This is a genomic window from Jidongwangia harbinensis (assembly GCF_020216025.1).
GTDB classification, from domain to species: Bacteria; Actinomycetota; Actinomycetes; order Mycobacteriales; family Micromonosporaceae; genus Actinoplanes; species Actinoplanes harbinensis.
In genome coordinates, this window is the sequence record NZ_JAIWNC010000006.1 from 16,288 (window position 1) to 37,126 (window position 20,839).

A 20,839-nucleotide genomic window follows, 5' to 3' on the forward strand; every position below is an offset into this window, starting at 1 on the left:
TCAGTACCTCGGCGGTGGCTTGAGCAGGTACAGGAAGGTGCGCAGCAGGATCGAGATGTCCCGGGTGAACGACAGCGACGCGGCGTACTTCGCGTCCCAGGCGGCCTTCTCCTGTTCGGTCATCCCGTCGTACGCGTTGACCTGGGCCAGGCCGGTCAGGCCGGGCCGCACGTTGAGCGCGCCGGAGGCGGAGCGCAGCTGGGCCAGCTGGGTCTGGGTGGGTAGCGCCGGGCGCGGTCCGACCAGGCTCATGTCGCCGCGGATGACGTTCCACAGCTGCGGGATCTCGTCCAGGTTGGTCCGGCGCAGGAAGCGGCCGACCCGGGTGATCGGCAGCGTGCCCGCCTCGGCCGAGGAGACGTGGGCGGTGCCGATCGCCATGCTGCGGAACTTGAAGATGGTGAAGGTGCGGCCGCCGCGGCCGAGGCGTTGTTGGCGGAACAGCGCGGCGGCGCCGTCGTCGAGGCGTACCAGCAGGGCGGCGAGCAGGCCGGCCGGCAGGCTGACCAGGCCGATCAGGCCGGCCACCACCGCGTCGAGGATCCGCTTGCCGTAGCGGGGATAGAGGTGCCTCACGGGTTCACCACCCGGAAGGACGTCTCGAACGCCTCGGCCAGGTAGGTGCCGGACTGCGCCCCCCGCACCGTGGCCAGCGCGCGCAGCGCTTCGGTGCTGCGCGGATGCGGGTACGGCCGCATGACCGCCTCGTAGCTGCCCAGCGCGTCGATCTTGCGCTGGAGGTACTGCTCGCCCACCTCGATGAAGGTGGTGGGGGTGAAGACCGGTGCGGTTCCGGGGAACTGCCAGTCGGTGGAGGACAGCACCTCCATGGACATCAGCGACCGGAGCCGGAGGGTGCCCGGCGAGCGCTGCGCGAGCCGCGCCGCCGCCTGGCAGGCTCGCGCGACCTGGCGGTGGTCGTCGTTGATGTCGCCGGCGTGGTGGGTGACGATCGTGTCGGCCGCGGTCTCGCGGATGGCCGACTCGATGAACTGCACGAGTTCCAGGTGCGGGATCGTGTTCAGCTGGATGTTCGGGAAATCGCCCAGGATCGGCCTGCCGAAACCCAGTACCTGCTGGGCGGCGTGGATGTCGTCGGTCAGCTTGTCGGTGTCCGGACGCTGCCTGCGGGCGGCCGCCTTGGAAACGGCGATGCAGGCGCGTACGGGAACACCTCGGGACGCGTACAACGCACCTGATGCGCCGAATCCGAGAACCTCGTCATCGGGGTGCGCGACAACGACGAGAATGCTCATCGGTCATACCCTTCCTTGTGTTCTGTACCGGTTGTGGCCGGTGTACCGTCGCTGCGGGCCGTCGGCCCGAGGCCTTTCTGAGGGCCCGCGAATACACCGGATGGAAATCACACGATCGTGTACACCGAGCGATTCCGAATTCTTTTTGTCTGCCATGCCAATCTGTGCCGTTCCCCGCTCGCGGAGCGGCTCGCGCGGCGGGCGTTCGACGATGCGTTCGGCCCGGCCGCCGCGGCGTCCGTGGCCGTGTCGAGTGCGGGGACCCGGGCGTACCCGGGATCGCCGATGCACCCCGGCAGCGCGGAGGTGCTCGGCGAATGCGGGATCGAGTCGGGCGGATTCGTCACCCGTACCGTCGATGTAGGGGTCCTGGCCGACGCGGACCTGGTGTTGACCGCGGCGCGCGAGCAGCGCGCCGCCTGCGTGACACTCGCGCCCGGCGCCGTGCGCCGGACGTTCACGCTGCGGCAGTTCGCCCGCCTCGCCGTTGCCGTGCCGGCCGCACTGCCCGGGACCGTGCCGCAGCGGCTGCACGGGCTGGTGGACGGCATCAACGCGGTGCGGCACACCGTTCCGGCCGTACCCGGGGACGAAGACGACCTGCCCGACCCGGTGAACCAGCCGATCGAGGCGTTCCGGGTCTGCGCCGAGGACGTGTGGCGGTCGCTGAGCACGGTGGTCGGGGTCATCGCTGCGGCCTGACGTCCTGCACCGAGGCGGTGCCCTCGTACCGGGTCGGTTCGGTGCGGTAGACCCGCAGGTCGGTGGTGGGTGAGTCGGCCAGGGCGCGTCGGCCGTGCCGGCCGGCGGTCGGCGACGGGTTCGCGGTCGCCGCCGTGGGGCGGGTGGGGAACGGGGACCGCGGCAGCGGGGAGGCCGCCGTCGTGGGCGTCTGCAGGCCGGAGGGTACGTCCTCGGTGGTGTAGCTGTAGTAGGCGTAGGCGCCGCCGCTCTTGGCCGGGGACATGTTCAGCACGCAGCCGTGCAGCTTCGCGTTGACCTTGGCCAGCGTGGCGGCGGCCGAGGTGGCCTGGGAGACGGTGGTCTTGCCGTGCCGGGACACCAGCAGGCAGCCGTCGGCCACGGTGGACATCACGGCGGCGTCGGTGACCGGGAGCAGCGGCGGCGTGTCGATGATGATGACGTCGAACGCGCTGCCCAGGGCGGTCAGCAGGTCGGCCATGTTGCCGGAGCCGAGCAGCTCGCTGGGGTTCGGCGGGACGGAACCGCTGGGCAGCACCCAGAGGCCGCTGCTGCCCCAGGCCTGCACCACCTCGCGGATGTTGGCCTGGCCGGCCAGCACGTTGGTCAGGCCGACCGCGCCCTCCAGGCCGAGGTACTCGGCGATCTTCGGGCGGCGCAGGTCGGCGTCGATGATGATGACCCGCTTGCCGGCCTCGGCGAACGCGATGCCGAGGTTGCAGACCGTCGTCGACTTGCCCTCGCCGGGCAGGGCGCTGCTCACCACCAGGCTGCGCAGCGGCCGGTCCACGTTGACGAACTGCAGGTTGGTGCGCAGCTGGCGCATCGCCTCGGCGCGGGTGGACTGGGCGCTGCCCTCGGTGATCAGCGGGGACTTGTCCGCCTTGCGGTCGAGCGGGATGGCGCTGAGCACCGGTGCGCCGGCCGCCTTGTGCAGCACCTCGGGGGAGCGGATGGTGCTGTCCAGGGTCTCCCGCAGGGCGGCCGCGGCCACCCCGATGATCAGGCCGAGCGCCACGGCCAGGCCGACGTTGCGGACCGGCTGGGGTGAGACGGGCGCGCCGGCCAGCTTCGGCTCGGCGATGATCTGGACGCCCACGGTCGGGGTCTTCGAGCCGGGCGGCGTCTCCAGCGTGCCGATCAGCTTGGGGAACTCGTCGGCGAGCGTCTGCGCGACCTGCAGGGCGCGGGCCCGGTTCACGTCCGTCACGGTGGCCTGGACCAGCACGGTGTCCGGCACCACCTGCGCGGTGATCTGGGCCTGGACGTCCTCGGCGGTGAGGCCGTTCGGGTTGGCGGTGGCGACCGACTGGGCGAGCCGGTTACTGGTCAGCACGTCCACGTACGACTTGACCCGCTGTTGCGCGAACTGGCCGCCCTGGAACGCCTGGGTGACCTCGGAACCGCGGGTGCTGACGAAGAACGTCACCGAAGCGGCGTACCTCGGAGGGGTGAGCAGGGTGACCGTGGCCGCTACCCCGACCGCGACGGCTACCGCCCCGACGACCAGCCACCACCTTTTCCGAACGGCGCGTAGATAGTCGCGCAGGTCCAATGGATTGCCTCCTCCGTTTATGCCCCGGTATCCGCCGAGTGGTCAAGCTCTCTCGCCCGAACTGCGTGTATCCGGCCTGGGGCTCGCGCGTTGTCCCTTCAGTGAGCCCGTCGCGCAACGCGGCTCAGCAGAACTAACGGCGTATAGCGCCTTTGATGATGGTTGACCGCGCAGAAACTCCGACGGTTTTCGGAATTCACTCTTAAGAGGTCACGGATGAATGAGGAAGAGCCGATCAGTACGCCGAAAAGCCCTGCTCAAAAGGCTCGGATGCGGGCGCCGTGGCTGGTGGACGCCGGCGCGTGGGCGCTGGGCCTGAGCGCGGCGATCGTGGCGCGGCACGACCTCGACCTCGCGGCCGCACCGCTGACCGCGACCGCCGTGGCGGTCCTCGTGGCGATCGTGCTGCACACCGCGATCGGCCACCATCAGTTCCTCTACCGTGGCCGGTACGGCTTCGGCACGTTCGAAGAGGTCCGGGCGGTCTTCACCACGGCGCTGTCGGTCGTCGTCGTGCTCTTCACCATCGACCTGATGATTCCGAGCCGGCCGGTGCCGCTCAGCGCCACTCTGGTCGGCGGCCCGGTCGCATTGGTGATCATGTTCGGGGTGCGGTATCTGCGCCGGCTGCAGCACGAACGGCGGATGCGGCCGGACGTCACCCAGGCCACCCCGGCGCTGCTGTTCGGCGCCGGTGAGGCGGGCCAGCGCCTGGTGCGCTCGCTGGTGCGCGACCCGAACAGCAGGTACCTGCCGGTCGGGCTGATCGACGACGACCCGGGCAAGCGGCACCTGCGGGTCTGCGGCGTCGCGGTCCGCGGCAACCGGCACGACATCCCGGACGTGCTGGCCGCGACCGGCGCCCGGACGGTGATCTTCGCGGTGGCGAATGTGGACGCCGCGGTGATCCGGGAGATCCGGCGGACCGCGCTGGACGCGGGCGCCGCGTTCAAGGTGGTGCCGTCCGTGAACGAACTGCTCGGCGACACCGTCAGCTCGGCGGACGTGCGCGACGTCAAGGTCAGCGACCTGCTCGGGCGGCACCAGATCGACACCGACCTGGAGACCATCGCGAGCTACCTGAAGGGCAAGCGGGTGCTGGTCACCGGCGCCGGCGGCTCGATCGGGTCGGAACTGTGCCGGCAGCTGCACCGGTTCGACGTGGCCGAGCTGATGATGCTGGACCGGGACGAGTCGGCGCTGCACGCCGTGCAGTTGTCGTTGCACGGCCGCGCCCAGCTGGACAGCCCGGACCTGATCCTCGCCGACCTGCGCGACGAGCAGGGCGTGGCGGAGATCTTCGCCGAGCGGCGGCCGCAGATCGTCTTCCACGCGGCCGCGCTCAAGCACGTCGCGCTGCTGGAGAGCTACCCCGGCGAGGCCGTGAAGAGCAACGTCTGGGGCACCCAGACCGTGCTGGAGGCGTGCGCCGCCGCGGGCGTCGAACGGTTCGTGAACATCTCCACCGACAAGGCCGCCAACCCGTGCAACGTGCTCGGCTACTCGAAGCGGGTCACCGAGCGGCTCACCGCCCACGCCAGCACGACCGCCGAGGGTACGTACCTGAGCGTGCGGTTCGGCAACGTGCTCGGCAGCCGGGGTTCGGTGCTGACCGCGTTCGCCGCGCAGGTCGCCGCCGGCGGGCCGATCACCGTCACCGACCCCGAGGTCAGCCGGTACTTCATGACCGTGCAGGAGGCCGTCCAGCTGGTCATCCAGGCCGCCGCGATCGGCCGGGACGGTGAGGCGCTGGTGCTGGAGATGGGCAAGCCGGTGCGGATCGCGCAGGTCGCGCGGCAGATGGCCGAGCAGGCCGACCGGCCCGTCGAGATCGTCTACACCGGACTGCTGGCCGGCGAGAAGCTGCACGAGGAACTGTTCGGCCTGGGCGAGGAGGACACCCGCCCGTTCCACCCGCTGATCTCGCACGTGGCGGTGCCGCCGCTGGACCCGTACGAGGCGCGGCTGCTGTCCCCGTACAGCGAAAGCGCCGGACTGGTGAAGGACCTGGCCGAGCTGTGCGACGGCCCGGCCGACCGCAGCGCAACGAACCTTCTCCGAATGGGAAACCTCTCGTGACCACCTTCCTCGAACACGTCTCCGTCGCGGCGCCCCGCGCGCGTTTCCGCCACGACGTCGCGGTGGTCGGGCTCGGCTACGTCGGCCTGCCCACCGCGCTCGCCATGCACGCCGCCGGGCAGCGCGTCCTCGGCCTGGACATCAGCCGGAAGCGGGTCGACGACATCCGGGCCGGTGAGGTCGACCTGCTCGCCGCCGACCACGTGCGGCTGCCGGAGGCGCTCGCCGACACCGGCGCGTTCGAGCTGTCCGTGGACCCGCGGCGGGTGTCGGCGGCCGAGTCCGTGCTGATCTGCGTACCCACCCCGATCAACCATCACCTGGCGCCCGACCTGGCACCCCTGGAGGCCGCGTGCCGCAGCGTGGTGGCGCAGGCCGTACCCGGGCAGACCCTGATCCTGACCTCGACCACCTACGTCGGCTGCACCCGCGACTTCCTGGTCGAGCCGCTGCGGGCCCGCGGCCTCGAGGTGGGCCGGGACGTGTTCGTGTCGTTCGCGCCGGAGCGGATCGACCCGGGCAACGAGCGGCACCCGCAGAAGGCGGTGCCGCGGGTGGTGGGCGGCGTCAGCCGGGAGTGCGTGCGCCGCACCGCGGCGCTGCTGGAGCGGTGCGCCAGCTTCGTGCACCCGGTGAGCAGCGTCGAGGCCGCGGAGATGACCAAGCTGTACGAGAACACGTTCCGTGCGGTGAACATCTCGATGGCCAACGAGTTCGCGGACATCAGCCGGGGCCTGGGGCTGGACATCACCGAGGTGATCGACGCGGCGGCCACCAAGCCGTACGGGTTCATGCCGTTCTTCCCCGGGCCGGGGGTGGGCGGGCACTGCATTCCGTGCGATCCGCACTACCTGCTCTGGCAGTTGCGGGCGGACCGGGTGAGCGCACCGCTGATCGAGACCGCGATGACCGCGGTGGCGGCGCGGCCCGGTCAGGTGGTGCGCCGGGTGGGGGAGGTGCTCGCCGGAACGGGCCGGGCGGTGGCCGGGGCCCGGGTGCTGATCCTGGGGGTGGCGTACAAGCCGGGGATCGCGGACGTCCGGGAGTCGCCGGCGCTGGAGATCATCGAGCGGCTGCGCCGGGCGGGGGCCGAGGTGTCGTTCAGCGACGACCTGGTTCCGGTGGTGGCGTTGTCCGACGGCGAGGTGAAGAGCGTGCCGGCGCCGGAGGGGGAGACCTGGGATCTGGTGGTGGCGCACACCCTGCACCCGGGGACGGACACGTCCTGGCTGGACGAGGTGCCGGCGGTGCTGGACACGACGTACCGCCTGCCGGGGGACCGTTCCGCGCGGCTCTGACCGCACCTCGGGGACGTTGCGTGGGGGGAACTGGGGCGTTCGGAGGGCCCGGCCGATAGCGCCGGATACGCCGGGCCGGACCCATGTCTGGCACGGATCCGGCCCGGCAGCGGCGCTGGCTGCCCCCACGGTGGAGTGAGCGGCGAACGGCGTGGTCAGTGGAGCCCGGATCAGCGCGTCGGCGGTCCAGTCGTCGACCGCCTCGATCAACTCCCGGCCCACCCCGGTGGTACGCCCCGGCGAGTCACCCACCACCCGCCGCAGCGTCTGCAACCGGCCGGACAGCCGGGCGGTACGCCGGTCCGGGTCCAGCGCCAGCGCCGGGCCCAGCGCGTCCGCGGCACCCTCGAGGTCGCCCTGCTGGGCCCGCGCGGTGGCCAGGTCGATCAGCGCACCGTGCCGGACCGCCCAGCGCCGCTGGGCCGGCGGGGTGCGCTCGAACAGCTGCAGGGCCTCCCGGGAATGCCGGGCCGCCGGTATGCCGTCGCCCAGGCGGAGGAACACCGCACCGGCACACAACTCCAGCCGGGTCGGCGGGAAGCCGAACTCCCCGCCGACGCCGTCGCTCAGCTCGTCGGCGCCCCGGTCGTGCTCGCGGGCGTCGGCCGCGCGACGCAGCGCCAGCACCGCGCGTTCGGCGCCGCCCGGCAGCATCGCCGAGGCGCGAGCGCCGATCGCGTGCAACCGCACGGCCGTCGACCCGCCGGCGTAGCGCAGGCCGTCCTCGGCCAGCCGGAGTCCCTCGGCCGGGCGGCCGGACCAGAACGCCGTGGTCGCCTGCACGCCGCGTACCCAGGCCCGCAGGGTGGGGTGGCGGCACAGTTCGGCGTACGTCCACGCGGCGGCGGCGAGGTCGTCCGCGGCCTCGGCGTCGCCCAGGTCCCAGGACGTCGTCGCCGCCAGGCCGCACACCTGCCCGGCGATCAGGTAGAGATCGGTCAGGTCGCCCGGCCGGCGGGTGAGCTGGAGCAGCCGGTACGCCCCCTCCCGGGTCTCCACCAGGTCGGCGAGCAGTGCCAGCGGCGGCGTGGTGGCGTATCCGCGGGCGAGCCGGCGTACCTCCGAATGCAACGTCTCCACGCTGACCGCGTCGACCGACGCGGCGGCCGCCGAACGGGCGTGCGACCGCGCCTGCGCGGCCGCCCGGCGGGTCAACGGCCGTTCGTCGCCGGGTGGCCGCGACGATGCGGTCAGGGTTCGGCGCGGCGGGTTCGGGGGACCGAGCAGCACCTCGATCGGCCGGCCGAACAGCCGCTCCGTCACCCGGCACGCCGGGCCACGGGGCGCCCGCACCTCACCCGCCAGCCACCGGTCGAGCTGCCGCAGGCTCAGCCCGAAGCTGCGGATGCCCATCTCCCGTGCGGTACGTGCCAACTCGGCGAGCGCCTCCTCGCGGCCCCAGTGCCGGCGGCGCAGTTCCCACTCCAAAACGGTATCCGGCTCTGGTTGATCCCCCATCGTGGCTCCTTCCTCCGACGGTGTCCCACAACGAAGGCGTGCCCGCTGCGCCGGGACCGAAGCGACCGCGGAAACGGCAGTCGAACGGCGGCGCAGCGTCATGTTCCCGTCCGTCGATGCAGCGAAAAGTGACTGACTAGCCGGTAACCGACCGGCCGATGGCTGATCGAAGGAGAGTTTCATGTTCGCTGATGAGATGGGACCGGTGCGCTGGCGCAAGAGCAGCCGCAGCAACGGCAACGGCGGCAACAACTGTGTTGAGGTGGCGTTCGTGCCGACCGGTGTCGCGGTGCGGGACAGCAAGGACCCGTCGGGGCCGGCGCTGCTGTTCACCCGGCCGGAGTGGTCGGCGTTCGCCGGCGGCGTGCGGGACGGGGAGTTCGACGAACCTGCGTGAGCGCCGGGGAAGGCGACGGCCGGAGTCGATCCGCCGGTCGTCGCACGGCCGGCCGTCGTACGGCCGGCCACGTATCAGAGGTTCAGCATCATGCCGTTGGTGAGCGAGGTGGACTGCAGGCCGTCGATCTTGACGGGGCTTCCCGACACGTGTTCCACGAACACCCGCAGCATGAACACGCGACCGCAGTCCGGCCGGACCGGGATGTCCGGCAGCGCCAGGTACGCGGTGTAGTGGTGCGCGTCGTCCATGATCTGTGCGGTGGACGGCGCGGTGGCGTTGGTGTGGCACGTGTGGGAGCCCGCGGCGTTCATCTGGAGCGCCTCGAGCCTGAGCCGGACCACGGACCTGCTCTCCGGTCCGCGCGGGAGCCGGTCCGCCTCCGGCACCCGGGACGGTGAGCAGGACGCGGTGAGCCGGTAGCAGGTGGTCAGCGTGACGTTCGCGGACGCCTGCACCGCGGTCGTGCCGGGTCCGGGGGTCCACTGGTCGTGCGGGAGGCCGGGCTCGTAGAACACGAACGCGTGGCCGGGCTGGCCCGGGCCGATGTAGGAGCAGGTCGGCGAACTGCCGATGCTGTCGCACACCGGGTTCTGCCACCAGTGCGCCCCGGCCTGATCGGTACGGCTCGCCTCCAGCCAGGTGCGGCCGGGCACGGCGGTGAGCGTGTAGTCCGGGTTCGAGGTGCTGGCGGTCACGCCGTACAGGCCGCACTCGTAGGTCCCGGCCGCCGGGGCGGTGAACAACAGGTCGGCGTAGAGCGGCAGGTGGCCGTCGAGGGCGTAGTACGTGGTGTCGTACCCCTCGTGGTTGCGCGACGAGCTGGCGGAGACGCCGACCTGGACCGGTCCGGCCAGGCATCGGACGGTCGCGTTCATCGCGACCACGTCCTTCGTGTCGCTCGTCGCTTCCAGCCGCCCGCGCAGATGACGCGATTCACCGGCCGCCAGCGTGAGCGTGGTGCCGACGATCCGGACGAGGCCGGCGCCGGGGCGGAAACTCGTCTCCCCGGGCAGGGTGGTCCGATCGACCGGGCCGCGGTCCGCCTGCGCGGCCCCGCCGGTCGTTCCGATCAACAGTGCCGCCAGTAGCGACCAGAGCAACGTTCGCATGCATCCCCCGCAATGGCATCGGCGCACGAGTCAACCATGCCGCCGGGCGGCGCCGGTGGCTGGGCGTGGCCACGGTGAGCTGCCCATGACGAACCTCGGCTCAGGCCGTGCCGATCTCCGATTCCGGGGCCATCACGATGCGCGGCTTCTTCGCCGGGTCGAGCCACCTCAGCACGTTGATCATGTCGGCGCGCTTCAGCGAGACGCATCCGGCCGTGGAGCCGGCGCCGTTGACGTGCAGGAAGATCGCCGAACCGAGCCGGGTGCTGACCGGCTTGCTGGTGACGTATTCGGCGTAGGTGGTGTGCCAGGTCACGGTCGACGCGACCGGGCGGTTGAAGTCGATGACGGCCGCGTGTTCGTACTGCGTGGGGTAGGCGGCCAGCCGCTCCGCCTGGCTGATCCGCCAGGTGCGGGTCGCGGACGCCCAGGGCTGCACCAGGTTGTAGGTCCTCGGGTCCTTCTGGTCGCCGACCCAGTAGTCGTTGGCGTCGGCCAGCCGGTACGGCAGTTTCGTCCCGGGGTTCTTCCTGAGCCCGAACGCCGTGGTGATGCGGAACGTGCCCTGCGGTGTGGTGCCGGTGTCCTGGACCCGCCGGCCGCCCACCACCCACCCCCGGTAGCCGTTGCGGGCCGGCATCGCGGCGAACGGCGCGGACCAGGTGCCGTTGCTGTTCCGCTGATAGGTGCGCAGCGTCGCGTACGTCGAGGTCTTGGATCTGCCGGTGACCACGACGATCTGCTGGGCGTCGCCGACGTGTTTGAGCCGGGTCGGGTGGTAGGCGGGTGCCACGGCCGCGTCGGCGGTGTGGGTGAGCACCACCCCGGCGGCGCCCAGTGCCGCGGCTCCGGCGGCGACCACGATGAACTTTCTCCTGGACACGCGGCTCCCCATAGACGCGGAGGCTAGTCGATCAGCCGCGATTCCGTGGTCCCTTCCGGGTGTCGATCGAGATGAAGCGGTTAAGTAGGAGCTGGGCTGTCTACCTAGGACGTTTGGACGAGGGCGCCCTGAACCGTTTGATCCATTGTTTGATCGAGATCGATGGGGAAGCGTCGGGACCGCTCGCAATCGCATAGCCACGGGGGAGTGCTCGATGCGTGTGCCGCGCCATGTCCGGCTGCTTTCGTATGCCCTGACAACAACCCTGGTGACCGCTTTCATCGCGGTTACCCCCTTATCGCCCGCGGAGGCCGCTCCGCCGGTCGCCCCGGCCGGGGCCGACCCGGTCGACCGCGGTCTGCCGAAGTCGGCGACCCCGAACCACGGACTACCCGCCGGCCAGGCGGCACCACCGGTGCCGCCGGCGGTGGAGTCGGCCGGTGCGCCGAAGAAGGTCGGCACCGCCGGCCGGACCGCGCGCCGGGCCGCGACGGCGCGGGCCCTCCGCGCGGACGCGGAGCTGGCCGCACCGAGCGCGCCGATCGTCCGGCCCGGCTTCCTGCTGGGCGACACCTCGCTGGTGGTGTACTTCAACGCCGACGTCGACGACGGTGATCCGACGTCCTGGGCGCGCTGGTGGGCCACCGTCCGCGACGTCGAGTCCGGCGCCGAGCAGCGGTCCGCCGACCTCGACAAGGCCGACCTGAGCCGGTGCTCGTACCCGGCCGAGTTCTGCCGCAGCTTCGGCGCGGCCGACGGCTGGGTGCTCGACCCGGCGCGCGAGTACACCGTGACGATCACGGTGGTCGAGCCGGAGGGCGAGGTCAGCAGCGGCGAGTCCGCGAAGGCGCGGCCCCGCACGGTGGTGAACCCGCCGTCGGTGCCGGCCGGCCAGGCCGTCGGCTGCGGCTGCGCCACGGTGCTGGGTACGACGGTCCGGGCCCAGGCGTTCCGCGCCCAGATGGTCAACACCGGCACCGGCGCGTTCCAGCGGGTGGAGCAGGACTTCGCGATGCCCTCGTACGGCATTCCGTTCCGGCTCGCCCGCTACTACTCGTCCGGCAACACCAGCCAGGGCATGTTCGGTACGGGCTGGTCCTCCAGCTACGACATCAGCGTGGTGGCGGCGGACAACGGCGCCGCCCGGGTACGCGCGGAGGACGGCGCGGAAGCGGTCTACACCGGCGGTGCGGACGGCAGTTACCAGGCTCCGGCCGGGGTGCGCGCGAAGCTGACCAAGGTGTCCGACGGCTGGCAGCTGGTGCCGCCGGACCGGCGGGTGCTGCGTTTCGACGCCGCCGGCAAGCTGATCTCGATCAAGAACGCCCGCGGCCACGGGGTGACGCTGGCGTACACCGCACAGGGGGTGATCGACAAGATCACCGACGCCGGTGGCCGGGTGGCCGACTTCGAGGCCCGGGCCGACCTGCGGCTGGTCACCAAGGTGACGCTGCCGGACGGGCGGGCGGTCCAGTTCGACTACGAGGGCAACCGGCTGCTCAAGGTGCAGGACGCCCGCCGCTACACCACCACCTACGGCTACGACACCGCCGGCCGCCTGGCCACCGTGGTGGACGCCCGCGGCGCCCGGCAGCTCCTCAACGAGTACGACGCGGCCGGCCGGGTGGGCCGGCAGACCGACGCGGAGAACGCGGTCACCACGTTCGCCTGGAACGCGGCCGAGCAGCAGGCGACGACCACCGACCCGGACGGCGTGGTGGTGGTCGACGGCTACCGCGACAACGTGCTGCTGTGGAGCCGCAACGGCAACAACGACATCGTCAACACCCGCTACGACGGCAAGCTGCAGAAGAGCCTCGTGGTCGACCCGAAGGGCAACCAGGAGGAGACCACGTTCGACCCGGCCGGCAACCCGCAGTCGCGGACCGCGCCGGAGCCGTTCTCGTTCACCCAGACCAGCGATTTCGACGACCGCGGGAACCTGAAGACGTTCACCGACGGCCGCAACCAGAAGTGGGTCTACACCTACAACGAGTTCAACGAGCTGACCAGCCAGCGCAACCCGGAACAGAAGTCGGGCTACCGCTACGAATACGACACCAAGGGCCAGGTGGTCAAGCGCACCGACCCGCGGGACAAGGCCACCACCTACGAGTACGACGCCGACGGCAACCGGCTCTCCGAAACGTCGCCGACCGGCCGCAAGACCGTCATGACGTACGACCGGACCGGCCGGATGACCTCGGTGGTGGACCCGCGCGGCACGGTGTCCGGTGTGAACCCGGACCAGTACCGCACCCGGTACACCTACGACGAGGAGAACGCGATCGTCGAGGTACGGCAGCCGGGTAAGCAGGCGCCGTACCGGAAGACCCTCGACGAACTGGGCCAGGTCGTCGTGGAAACGGATCCGCTGAGCGGGTCGAGGCACACCACCTACGACAAGGCCGGACGTCCGACGCTGGTCAAGGACGCGGTCGGCAACACCACGGCCACCGCGTACACGCCGGCCGGCCGCCGCAAGTCGATCACGGTGAACCCGGGCGAACTGAACCTGACCACGAGCTGGACCTACGACTCGACCGGCCGGGTGGCGACCGAGGTGGCGCCGCTGGGCCACGCCAAGCCGGACCAGGCCGAGCTGTTCACCAGCCGGTTCCACTACGACTTCAACGGCAACCTGGTGCAGGCCGACCGGCCGTACGGCTCGGACGGCAAGCGCGCCAAGGTGGACACCGCGTTCGACGCGCTGGACCGCCCGAACGAGCAGGTCGACCAGCTCGACCGCAAGACGTCGGTGCGCTACGACAACGCCGGCAACGTGGTCGGCATGACGAACGAGAACGGCGAGGACCTCGCCAGCACGTTCGACGGCGCGAACCGGCGCACCGGCAGCACCACCGAGAGCGGCGGCGCGAACGCCGGGATCGAGTACGACGAGGCCGGCAACCCGGTCAGGCAGACCACCCCGACCGGCGGCGTGGTCACCTGGAAGTACGACGACGACGGCCGCCCGGTGGCGATCACCGAACCGCGCGGCAACCTCGACGGCAACAACGCCGACGACTACACCACCCGGTACAGCTACGACCGGGCCGGCAACCCGGAGACCGTCACCGACCCGCTGGGCAACGTCACGCGGCAGACGTACGACGCGAACGACCGGCTGATCGCGCAGGTCGACGCGAACGGCCACACCACGCGGCTGGGCTACAACGACAACGACTGGCTCACCTCGGTCATCGGACCCGACGCCCCGAACAACCAGGCGCTGACCTACCAGTACAACGCGAACGGCCAGGTGATCCGCCGGACCGACCCGCTGACCCGCTCGTCGTCGACGGAATACGACAAGGCCGGCCGCACCGTGGCCACCACGGACGCGCTGGGCCGGCGCCGGGAGTACGTGTACGACGCGAACTCGCAGCTGATCGAGGAGATCACCGCGCGGATGGTCGAGCCGAACCGGCCCGACCCGAACATCCCCGCCAAGACGATCTACTACGGTTACGACAACCTGGGCCGGCTGATCAAGAAGCAGCTGGGCAACAACGGCCCGGTCCACACCTACGGCTACGACGCGAAGAACAAGCTGACCGCGGCCGCCGACCCGAGCGGGATCCAGACCCGCGAGTACGACAACACCGACCGGCTCACCAAGGTCGTCCGCGGTGACCAGGTCTTCGGCTACGACTACGACAGCGAAGACCGGATCACCGGCCGCACGTACCCGGACGGCACGAAGATCACCGCCGAGTACGACGACGGTGACCGCATCACCGAACTCACCGCCGACAAGGGTGGCAACTCGGCGACGTACGGGTTCGACTACGACGTCGCGGACAACCTGATCAAGACCACGTACCCGTCCGCGACCGGTGTGGTGGAGAACCGCTCGTACGACCCGGCCGGGCGGATGACCAGGATCGCGGCCACCACCGGCGACACCGTGCTGTCGGCGTTCGACCTCGTGCTGGACAAGGTGGGCAACCCGACCCGGATCACCGAGACCAGGGGTGAGCCCGGCCAGCCCACCAGCACGGAGGCGACCGCCTACACGTACGACCCGGCGAACCGGCTCACCGCGGAATGCTTCGGCGCCCAGTCCTGCGCGGGTGCCAGCGCCGAACGCACCGACTACACCTACGACCTGGTCGGCAACCGCACCACCAAGAAGGTCGCCGCACCCGGCGACAACACCACCACCAGCTACACCTACGACGCCGCGAACCAGCTCACCCACGAGCGGATCACCGGCAGCCGGTCCACCGAGCGCACCTTCGAGTACGACCTCGAGGGCAACCAGACCCGCGCCGGCAGCGACCGGTACACCTACGCCCTCGACCACACCATGACCTCGGCCACCGTCGGCACCAAGACCACGAACTACACGTGGGACGCCGTCGGGAACCGGATCAAGGCGGTCACCGGTACCGGCGCCCAGGAGGTCGTGCAGACCTGGAACTGGGACGTCAACGCGGGCCGTCCGCTGCTGGCCGGCGAGACCCAGACCGGCGCCGCCGGCAACGTCGAACGCAGCTACCTGTACAACCCCGGCGGCGCACCACTGGCGCTGTTGACGTCCGGTGGCGCGCACTCGTACCTGCACGACTGGGTCGGCGGCGTGTCCGGCATGGTCGCCCCGAACGGCACTCCGGAGTGGTCGTACGACTACGACGCCTTCGGGGTCGCCCGCGGCACCGGGCTGACCGAGGGCGGCCAGAAGCTCTCCGACGGCGCACCGTCGAACCCGCTGCAGTACGCCGGCAGCTACCACGACGTCAGCCAGGGCGACCGGTACGCCATGGGCGCCCGCAACTACGACCCCGGCACCGGACGATTCGACGCCATCGACCCGGCGGCCCAGCCGGCCACCGACCCGGCGGTGTCGAGCTACTCGTACACCAACGCCCGCCCGACCGTGTTCACCGACCCCACCGGCCGCGACCACGACGACGTCGGCAACGGGATGACCGCCGCGTACGTGGAGTACTACACCTCGCTGAACAACCGTGAGGCCGGCGAGATCGCGGACCAGGGCGCCAACCCCGACGGCGGCACCGTCGAGGTGGAGAACCCCGAATACCTCAGCGCGAAGAAGCTGGTCGACGAGGCGGAAGGGTTCGTCAAGCAGATCGGCGACGAAATCGTCAATCTGATCCTCGACCTGGTCGGCTTCAATGACGCGAAGGCGTGCATCACCGAGGGCGACATCGTCGCCTGCATCTCCACCGCGTTGCAGGCCGTGCCGTGGGGAAAGATGTTCAAGGCCGCCAAGGTGGCGATCAAGGCGATCGGCGTCGGCCGCCGGCTGATCGACGCCTACGGACGGCTGAAGGCCGCCCGCTCCGCCCTGGCGAACATCCCGCCGCGCATCACCAAGGTCGTCGGCGAGACCACCAACAAGGTCAAGACCGCGGCGGCCAAACAGGTCGAGAACACGGTCGCAGCGGCCAAGGACATCGGCGGCAAGGCGAAGGCGACCGCCAAGAAGGCGGCAAGCGGCGTCAAGAAGAAAATCCAGTCGGTGACACAGGAAAGCTGCCGGAACGCGGGCGGCGCGGTTGGCCGGTTGGCCGACGTCGCCGACGAGACGCCCAACTCGTTCGTCGCCGGCACCCCGGTCCTCCTCGCCGACGGCAGCACCAAGCCGATCGAGAAGGTGAAACCCGGCGACACGGTCAAGGCCAGCAACGCCGAGACCGGAGTGACGAAACCGCAACAGGTCACTGCCACCATCACCGGCAAGGGCGGCAAGCAACTCGTCGAACTCACGCTGGTCGGAGCCGGCTCGAAAGCGGACGGCGCAACCGCGAAGATCACCGCCACCGCCGGGCACAAGGTGTACAGCACCACCAAGGGGTGGACCCCGGCCGCCGAGATCAAGGTCGGCGACACCCTGCGCGATACCAAAGGCCGCCCGGTCACCGTGGCCAGGACCACGGACTATTCGAAGGCCATGACGGTGTACAACCTCACCGTCAACGACACCCACACTTACTACGTCTCGGCCGGCGATGAATCCGTGCTGGTGCACAACTGTGGTGGCGCTGTGCGAGGACACAAGGCCACCTGCGCCTGCGCCAGCGGCGGCACCCCGGTGGGTCCGATCAACGGGCACCTGGCGGGTGGTACGCATCCCGTGACTGGGGTTCCCTTCGACTCCCACGGGTTCCCGGACTTCTCCGCCTGGCGGGACCCGAGCGTGCCGGACGTGACCATTACGCTGACCGGCAACCGTAAGAAGGACTTCCGGCTCGCCGACAAGGCGGCGGGCATCAGCCCCGCATATCGCAGAGGTAAATGGACCTGGCATCATCACCAGAATTGTGGACGCATGCAACTGGTGAACATGCAGGTGCATAACAGCACTAACCACACAGGTGGACAGTCAATCTGCTGAGAGTGAAAGGGAAATGATGAGTTCTCCATTCGAGGATCCCTCGTCGCCCTGGACCGGGCCACCGCTGACCGAGGACATGGTTCGGCAGGCGGAGGGTGCGCTCGGGCTGAGGCTGCCGCAGAGCTATGTCAGTCTGCTGTCCCAGCAGAACGGTGGAGTTCTCAAGAACAATTGCTTCCCTACCACCTTCCCGACGTCGTGGAGCGCGAGCCATTTCGAGGTGGATGTGATCAAGGGAGTCGGTTATCCGGAGGGAGTCGATGCCACATCGGCCTATCTGGTTTCGGAATGGGGGTACCCGGACGTCGGAGTGGTCATTGCGGTGACTCCCGCCGCTGGTCCTGACACGGTCATGCTGGATTACTCGGGAAGCGGTCCTACCGGTGAGCCGGCGGTGGTGTACGTGGACGAGGACCGGGTTCCTCGTCGGATCGCCGACTCGTTTCAGGACTTTTTCAACGGTCTCGTCTCCTGCGATCAGTTCGAGGACGAGGACGAGGACGAGGACTAGTGACCTGGGCCTGCCTCTCCGAACACGTGAGGCAGGCCCTGGTCCGGGTGGCCGGAAGCTCTGGCCGGTGACCTCAGTTGCCGACTGATGGACCAGTACTACAAATTTCGTCAACGACCTCATGGCAGGGGCCAGGAACAGGAGTGAGGCGTTAGACGTGATCGGCCATGTCAGAAGGCAACTTCAAGGGGGCTATTGGCCCTAGCCACGCTATGCCCGCCCCCCTCGCGTGACCCGTGCGAGAGGGGCGGGACTTACCATCTTCTGGGGCGCCGTATACGGAGGTTGCATTGTCGAACAAACGGCAGGTGGGCGAAGCGGTCGACATCGCTCGCAGCATTGTCGGCGATGAGATTCCTGCTGGCCCGCCCTTACCCGCGCTGACCGAGTTCGCCCGGAGGTTCGCCGCGACAGAGTTTGATGTCCCGGATGACCAGGACGCGGACGGATTTCTCTTTCAATATGGGGAAGCTAGCTGGTTTCCGGAACCCACCTTTGTTGTGAGTATGGTGCGACAACTAGAGGTTGTTGACAGAAATGGGGAGCACGAGTCCTATGCTCAGGTGGAGTCCGTGTCGAGGTCGCCGATCGGCGACCTCCTCGGAGCGAAGAAACCGCGAGAATTCTTGGTCTGGATAGATCAATCCTAAACTGATTTGGTTTGCACTCCAATTCATAACTTGGCAGGAATTTCCCTTATGATGACGTCGTGAGTAGTGATCTTGGCTTCTGGTGGCGCGGCGCGGGTGACCCCGAGGAGATCTTCGACAAGCTTGCTGAGGGCGACACCAGCGACCTGACTCCAAACTCGGGCGTAATGCGGTTCCGCGAGGAACTGTTAGCGCGTTGGCCCGACATCGAAGATGTATTGGAGCCCTCGGAGTTCGACCTGGAAGACAGTCCGGATGACGCGATGAAGTATGTGCTCCTGACTCTGTCCGTTCGGCAGTTGGATTACTTGGCAGAGATCCTGTCCATGGCGAACGAGAAGGGTCTCGTCGGATTCAGCGGCGTGGCAGGTGAGCCCATCTAGCTAATCCCCGTGCAGTGCCCCGGTTGTCTTGCGTAGCCCGGGGCACTGACCTGGTGCGGAGCAGGTTCAGGTGCCAACCGATGGAGATCTGATGTTCGAGCGGTTCCATGCCGCCTACCAGCCGGGCGGTGCGAACGCCTCGCTCGCTACCTGCTCCGGGGGCGAGGCCGACCGATGACCCGTTTCACCGCTGGAGTCGAGCACGTCCTTCGACGTGCCGGATGGGTCCCGCACCGACGCGTCGACATCTCACGATGGAAGGCGTCGGTGCCGGAGTTCGATTGGCACGCTGCGGCAGAGGACTTCTTGACGGAGTTCGGCGGCCTTCGCGTGGACATCGACGGCCCCGGAACCACTTGCGTACGAGAGCCGTTCGAGTTCGATCCGGATCTCGCGGTCGGAGAGGAGGAAAGGTTCGCCGATCTCTCGGACAGGTACGGACACAGGTTCTTCCCCCTCGGTGAGGTGGGACAGGGCGAGTTCTTCCTGGCGATCGACGAACAATCCGTCGTCTACCTCGTGGCGACCGCAGTGCTGCGGCACGGAAGCGTGGACCTGGCATTGGAGCAACTGATAACCGGGGTTGCGCCGGAGAGGCTGAGTCCACCCCCGACCGGCGCAACCTTCAACTGAGTGGTGCGGGAGTGAGGTATAGGTCCATGGCGACGTTGAACCTTCAGTTCCACGCCCGTCGAGACGAAGTCGCCCACCTGGCCGGCCAGTGGGTCAACGAGTTCGGCCTGTGGCTGGCGTACGAGACGCTGACCCCCGAACACCGCAGCGCCGTCGTGGCGCGCGGACAGGTCTCCGGCGCGCTGGAGATCCCCGACTCGGTCGGCCGCATCCTGCTGAGCTGCTACCCGATCGAGGTGGAGTCGCCGGGGCCGTTCGGTCTGATCGGGGACAACCCGACCGGGCTGAGCATCCTGCTGGGCCGCGAGTCCGGTTCGGTGCTCGGCGAGTCGGTGCTCCAGGCGCTGACCGACGACCTGAAGTCGCTGTCCGGGTGGCGCCGGATACGCAAGTCGATGGCGGCCTCGTTCCACAAGGGTGCGCACGTCGTCAACGGGGCCACCGGGATCAGGGGCAGCGCGCCCGATCACTATTTTTCGCCGGGGGCGCGGGCTCTGTACGCGCGCGGGGTCCGGATGGCCGGCCTGGCCGAGCCGCTGTCCTACGAGTTCGACGTGCCGGACTGACGGCGGGCGTTCGCGTCGCGGGCGTACCGGGCCGGGGTGTGGCCGTAGTGGCGGCGGAAGGCGCGGACGAAGTGGCTGCTGTCGGCGAACTGCCAGCGGGCCGCGACCACCGAGACCGGCAGGGGGCGGGGTGCGGTGAGTGCGGCGTGGGCCTCCTCGATGCGGCGGCGCCGGATGTACGCGGCGACCGGTTCGGCGGTGGCGGCGAACGCGCGGTGCAGCGTCCGCACCGAGACGTGCAGGTCGCGGGCCAGCATCGCGGGGGTGAGGTCGGGGTCGGTGAGGCGGCGGTCGGCGAGGTCGCGGGCGGCCCGGGCGAGCGCCGGAGCCAGGTCCGGCTCACTGCCGGCGACGTAGCGGTACAGGACGCCACGGACCAGTTCGACCAGCGCGTCGCGGGCCGCCACGAGCCCGGGCTCGGTGAGGCTGTCGATGGTTTCGTGCAGCAGGCTGGTGTGGGCCAGCAGGAGGCGTACCTCGGGGTCGGTGGCCGATCCGGCGACGTGCGGGTCGGCGCCCGGCAGTGCGATCGCGCCGGGCGGCAGCCCGACGGTGCGAGCGGAGGTGTGCGGGGCCACGTCGAAGCCGGTCGAGCCGGTCGAGCGGCCGAGCACGAACCGGCCGGCCTGGACCGGGGCGGCGCCGCGGCCGTACCGGAACGTCCAGCTTCCGCGGCGGACCAGGTGCAGCCGCAGTTCTCCGGCGCCGGTGGAGCCGCCCGCACGTACCCGTGCCGTGGTGTGGAAATCGATCACGGCCACGTCGCGGGCGCGGGTCGACCGGCTGCGCACCCGGGCCGCGCGGGTCCCCTCCTGCGTGATCGTGGGCAGGGGGAAGCCGTCGCCCATCCGCGCCCTCCAGTCGCGGTACGTGTCGTCGTCGATGCGTGCGGTGTCCACCTGGTGGGTGCCGCGCGAGGTGCTCATCGTTCCATCAAACACCTGGCACGGACGTTCCATCGGACGGCGTCCAGCTTCCATCCGGGGACCGGC

Annotated in this window: 15 protein-coding genes and 1 pseudogene; 9 read left to right on the forward strand and 7 right to left on the reverse strand. The window is 69.8% G+C overall.

What is annotated here, in order from left to right; all coding sequences use genetic code 11:
- A complete protein-coding gene (locus LDL48_RS10430; protein ID WP_225254845.1) occupies window positions 1-576 on the reverse strand; it encodes a sugar transferase in 576 nt (191 codons plus the stop codon).
- Window positions 573-1,256: a PIG-L deacetylase family protein gene (locus LDL48_RS10435; RefSeq protein ID WP_225254846.1), complete on the reverse strand. Its 684-nt coding sequence runs from the start codon at window positions 1,254-1,256 to the stop codon at window positions 573-575. Before LDL48_RS10435 ends, LDL48_RS10430 begins: the two co-directional genes overlap by 4 nt.
- Window positions 1,257-1,373: 117 nt before the next feature.
- On the opposite strand from LDL48_RS10435, the gene LDL48_RS10440 reads away from it, so the two are divergent.
- Complete coding sequence (locus LDL48_RS10440; protein ID WP_225254847.1) at window positions 1,374-1,958, forward strand: arsenate-mycothiol transferase ArsC; 585 nt, start codon at window positions 1,374-1,376, stop codon at window positions 1,956-1,958.
- On the opposite strand, the gene LDL48_RS10445 is transcribed toward LDL48_RS10440, so the two are convergent.
- Window positions 1,942-3,513 (reverse strand): tyrosine-protein kinase domain-containing protein, encoded by a 1,572-nt coding sequence (locus tag LDL48_RS10445; protein WP_225254848.1) that lies wholly within the window; start codon window positions 3,511-3,513, stop codon window positions 1,942-1,944. The genes LDL48_RS10440 and LDL48_RS10445 overlap by 17 nt on opposite strands.
- 270 nt (window positions 3,514-3,783) lie before the next feature.
- On the opposite strand from LDL48_RS10445, the gene LDL48_RS10450 reads away from it, so the two are divergent.
- Entirely contained in the window at window positions 3,784-5,592 is a 1,809-nt protein-coding gene (locus LDL48_RS10450; RefSeq protein WP_225254849.1) for a nucleoside-diphosphate sugar epimerase/dehydratase, read from the forward strand.
- Window positions 5,589-6,890 carry a nucleotide sugar dehydrogenase gene (locus LDL48_RS10455; RefSeq protein WP_308016446.1) on the forward strand — a complete coding sequence of 434 codons (1,302 nt, stop codon included), beginning with the start codon at window positions 5,589-5,591 and terminating at the stop codon, window positions 6,888-6,890. The genes LDL48_RS10450 and LDL48_RS10455 overlap by 4 nt, the downstream gene beginning before the upstream one ends.
- A gap of 261 nt (window positions 6,891-7,151) precedes the next feature.
- Here the strand turns inward: LDL48_RS10455 and LDL48_RS45440 are convergent.
- A pseudogene (locus LDL48_RS45440) lies at window positions 7,152-8,531 on the reverse strand (NsdA family TPR-like regulatory protein); the annotation flags it as partial.
- Between LDL48_RS45440 and LDL48_RS10465 the strand changes: the two are divergent.
- A complete protein-coding gene (locus tag LDL48_RS10465; protein ID WP_225254850.1) occupies window positions 8,530-8,745 on the forward strand; it encodes a DUF397 domain-containing protein in 216 nt (71 codons plus the stop codon). The pseudogene LDL48_RS45440 and the gene LDL48_RS10465 sit on opposite strands and share 2 nt — an antisense overlap.
- A 74-nt stretch (window positions 8,746-8,819) precedes the next feature.
- On the opposite strand, the gene LDL48_RS10470 is transcribed toward LDL48_RS10465, so the two are convergent.
- Entirely contained in the window at window positions 8,820-9,857 is a 1,038-nt protein-coding gene (locus LDL48_RS10470; RefSeq protein ID WP_225254851.1) for a hypothetical protein, read from the reverse strand.
- A 100-nt stretch (window positions 9,858-9,957) separates the two neighbouring features.
- The gene (locus LDL48_RS10475; protein ID WP_225254852.1) at window positions 9,958-10,740 is read right to left on the reverse strand and encodes a L,D-transpeptidase family protein; all 783 of its coding nucleotides are present in this window, start codon (window positions 10,738-10,740) and stop codon (window positions 9,958-9,960) included.
- Window positions 10,741-11,008: 268 nt separating this feature from the next.
- Here LDL48_RS10475 and LDL48_RS10480 point away from each other — a divergent pair, with 268 nt between their 5' ends.
- The 5 genes from LDL48_RS10480 (at window position 11,009) to LDL48_RS10500 (ending at window position 19,847) form a co-directional block, all read left to right on the forward strand.
- Window positions 11,009-17,104, forward strand: a complete 6,096-nt coding sequence (locus LDL48_RS10480; RefSeq protein ID WP_225254853.1) for a polymorphic toxin-type HINT domain-containing protein — start codon at window positions 11,009-11,011, stop codon at window positions 17,102-17,104.
- A gap of 16 nt (window positions 17,105-17,120) precedes the next feature.
- A complete protein-coding gene (locus LDL48_RS10485) occupies window positions 17,121-17,615 on the forward strand; it encodes an SMI1/KNR4 family protein (RefSeq protein ID WP_225254854.1) in 495 nt (164 codons plus the stop codon).
- A gap of 709 nt (window positions 17,616-18,324) precedes the next feature.
- The gene (locus LDL48_RS10490) at window positions 18,325-18,648 is read left to right on the forward strand and encodes a hypothetical protein (RefSeq protein WP_225254855.1); all 324 of its coding nucleotides are present in this window, start codon (window positions 18,325-18,327) and stop codon (window positions 18,646-18,648) included.
- A gap of 174 nt (window positions 18,649-18,822) precedes the next feature.
- On the forward strand, window positions 18,823-19,281 hold the full coding sequence (locus LDL48_RS10495) for an SUKH-3 domain-containing protein (protein WP_225254856.1): 459 nt from the start codon (window positions 18,823-18,825) through the stop codon (window positions 19,279-19,281).
- A gap of 26 nt (window positions 19,282-19,307) precedes the next feature.
- On the forward strand, window positions 19,308-19,847 hold the full coding sequence (locus LDL48_RS10500; protein WP_225254857.1) for a hypothetical protein: 540 nt from the start codon (window positions 19,308-19,310) through the stop codon (window positions 19,845-19,847).
- Here the strand turns inward: LDL48_RS10500 and LDL48_RS10505 are convergent.
- Complete coding sequence (locus LDL48_RS10505) at window positions 19,823-20,773, reverse strand: AraC family transcriptional regulator (protein WP_225254858.1); 951 nt, start codon at window positions 20,771-20,773, stop codon at window positions 19,823-19,825. The genes LDL48_RS10500 and LDL48_RS10505 overlap by 25 nt on opposite strands.
- Between the last annotated feature and the right edge of the window lie 66 nt (window positions 20,774-20,839).

Coding starts and splice junctions, on each gene's coding strand:
- LDL48_RS10435 (WP_225254846.1), bottom strand. CDS start 1,256: ATGAGCATTCTCGTCGTTGTCGCGCACCCCGATGACGAGGTTCTCGGA.
- LDL48_RS10450 (WP_225254849.1), top strand. CDS start 3,784: ATGCGGGCGCCGTGGCTGGTGGACGCCGGCGCGTGGGCGCTGGGCCTG.
- LDL48_RS10465 (WP_225254850.1), top strand. CDS start 8,530: ATGTTCGCTGATGAGATGGGACCGGTGCGCTGGCGCAAGAGCAGCCGC.
- LDL48_RS10470 (WP_225254851.1), bottom strand. CDS start 9,857: ATGCGAACGTTGCTCTGGTCGCTACTGGCGGCACTGTTGATCGGAACG.
- LDL48_RS10485 (WP_225254854.1), top strand. CDS start 17,121: ATGAGTTCTCCATTCGAGGATCCCTCGTCGCCCTGGACCGGGCCACCG.
- LDL48_RS10495 (WP_225254856.1), top strand. CDS start 18,823: ATGACCCGTTTCACCGCTGGAGTCGAGCACGTCCTTCGACGTGCCGGA.
- LDL48_RS10500 (WP_225254857.1), top strand. CDS start 19,308: ATGGCGACGTTGAACCTTCAGTTCCACGCCCGTCGAGACGAAGTCGCC.
- LDL48_RS10505 (WP_225254858.1), bottom strand. CDS start 20,773: ATGAGCACCTCGCGCGGCACCCACCAGGTGGACACCGCACGCATCGAC.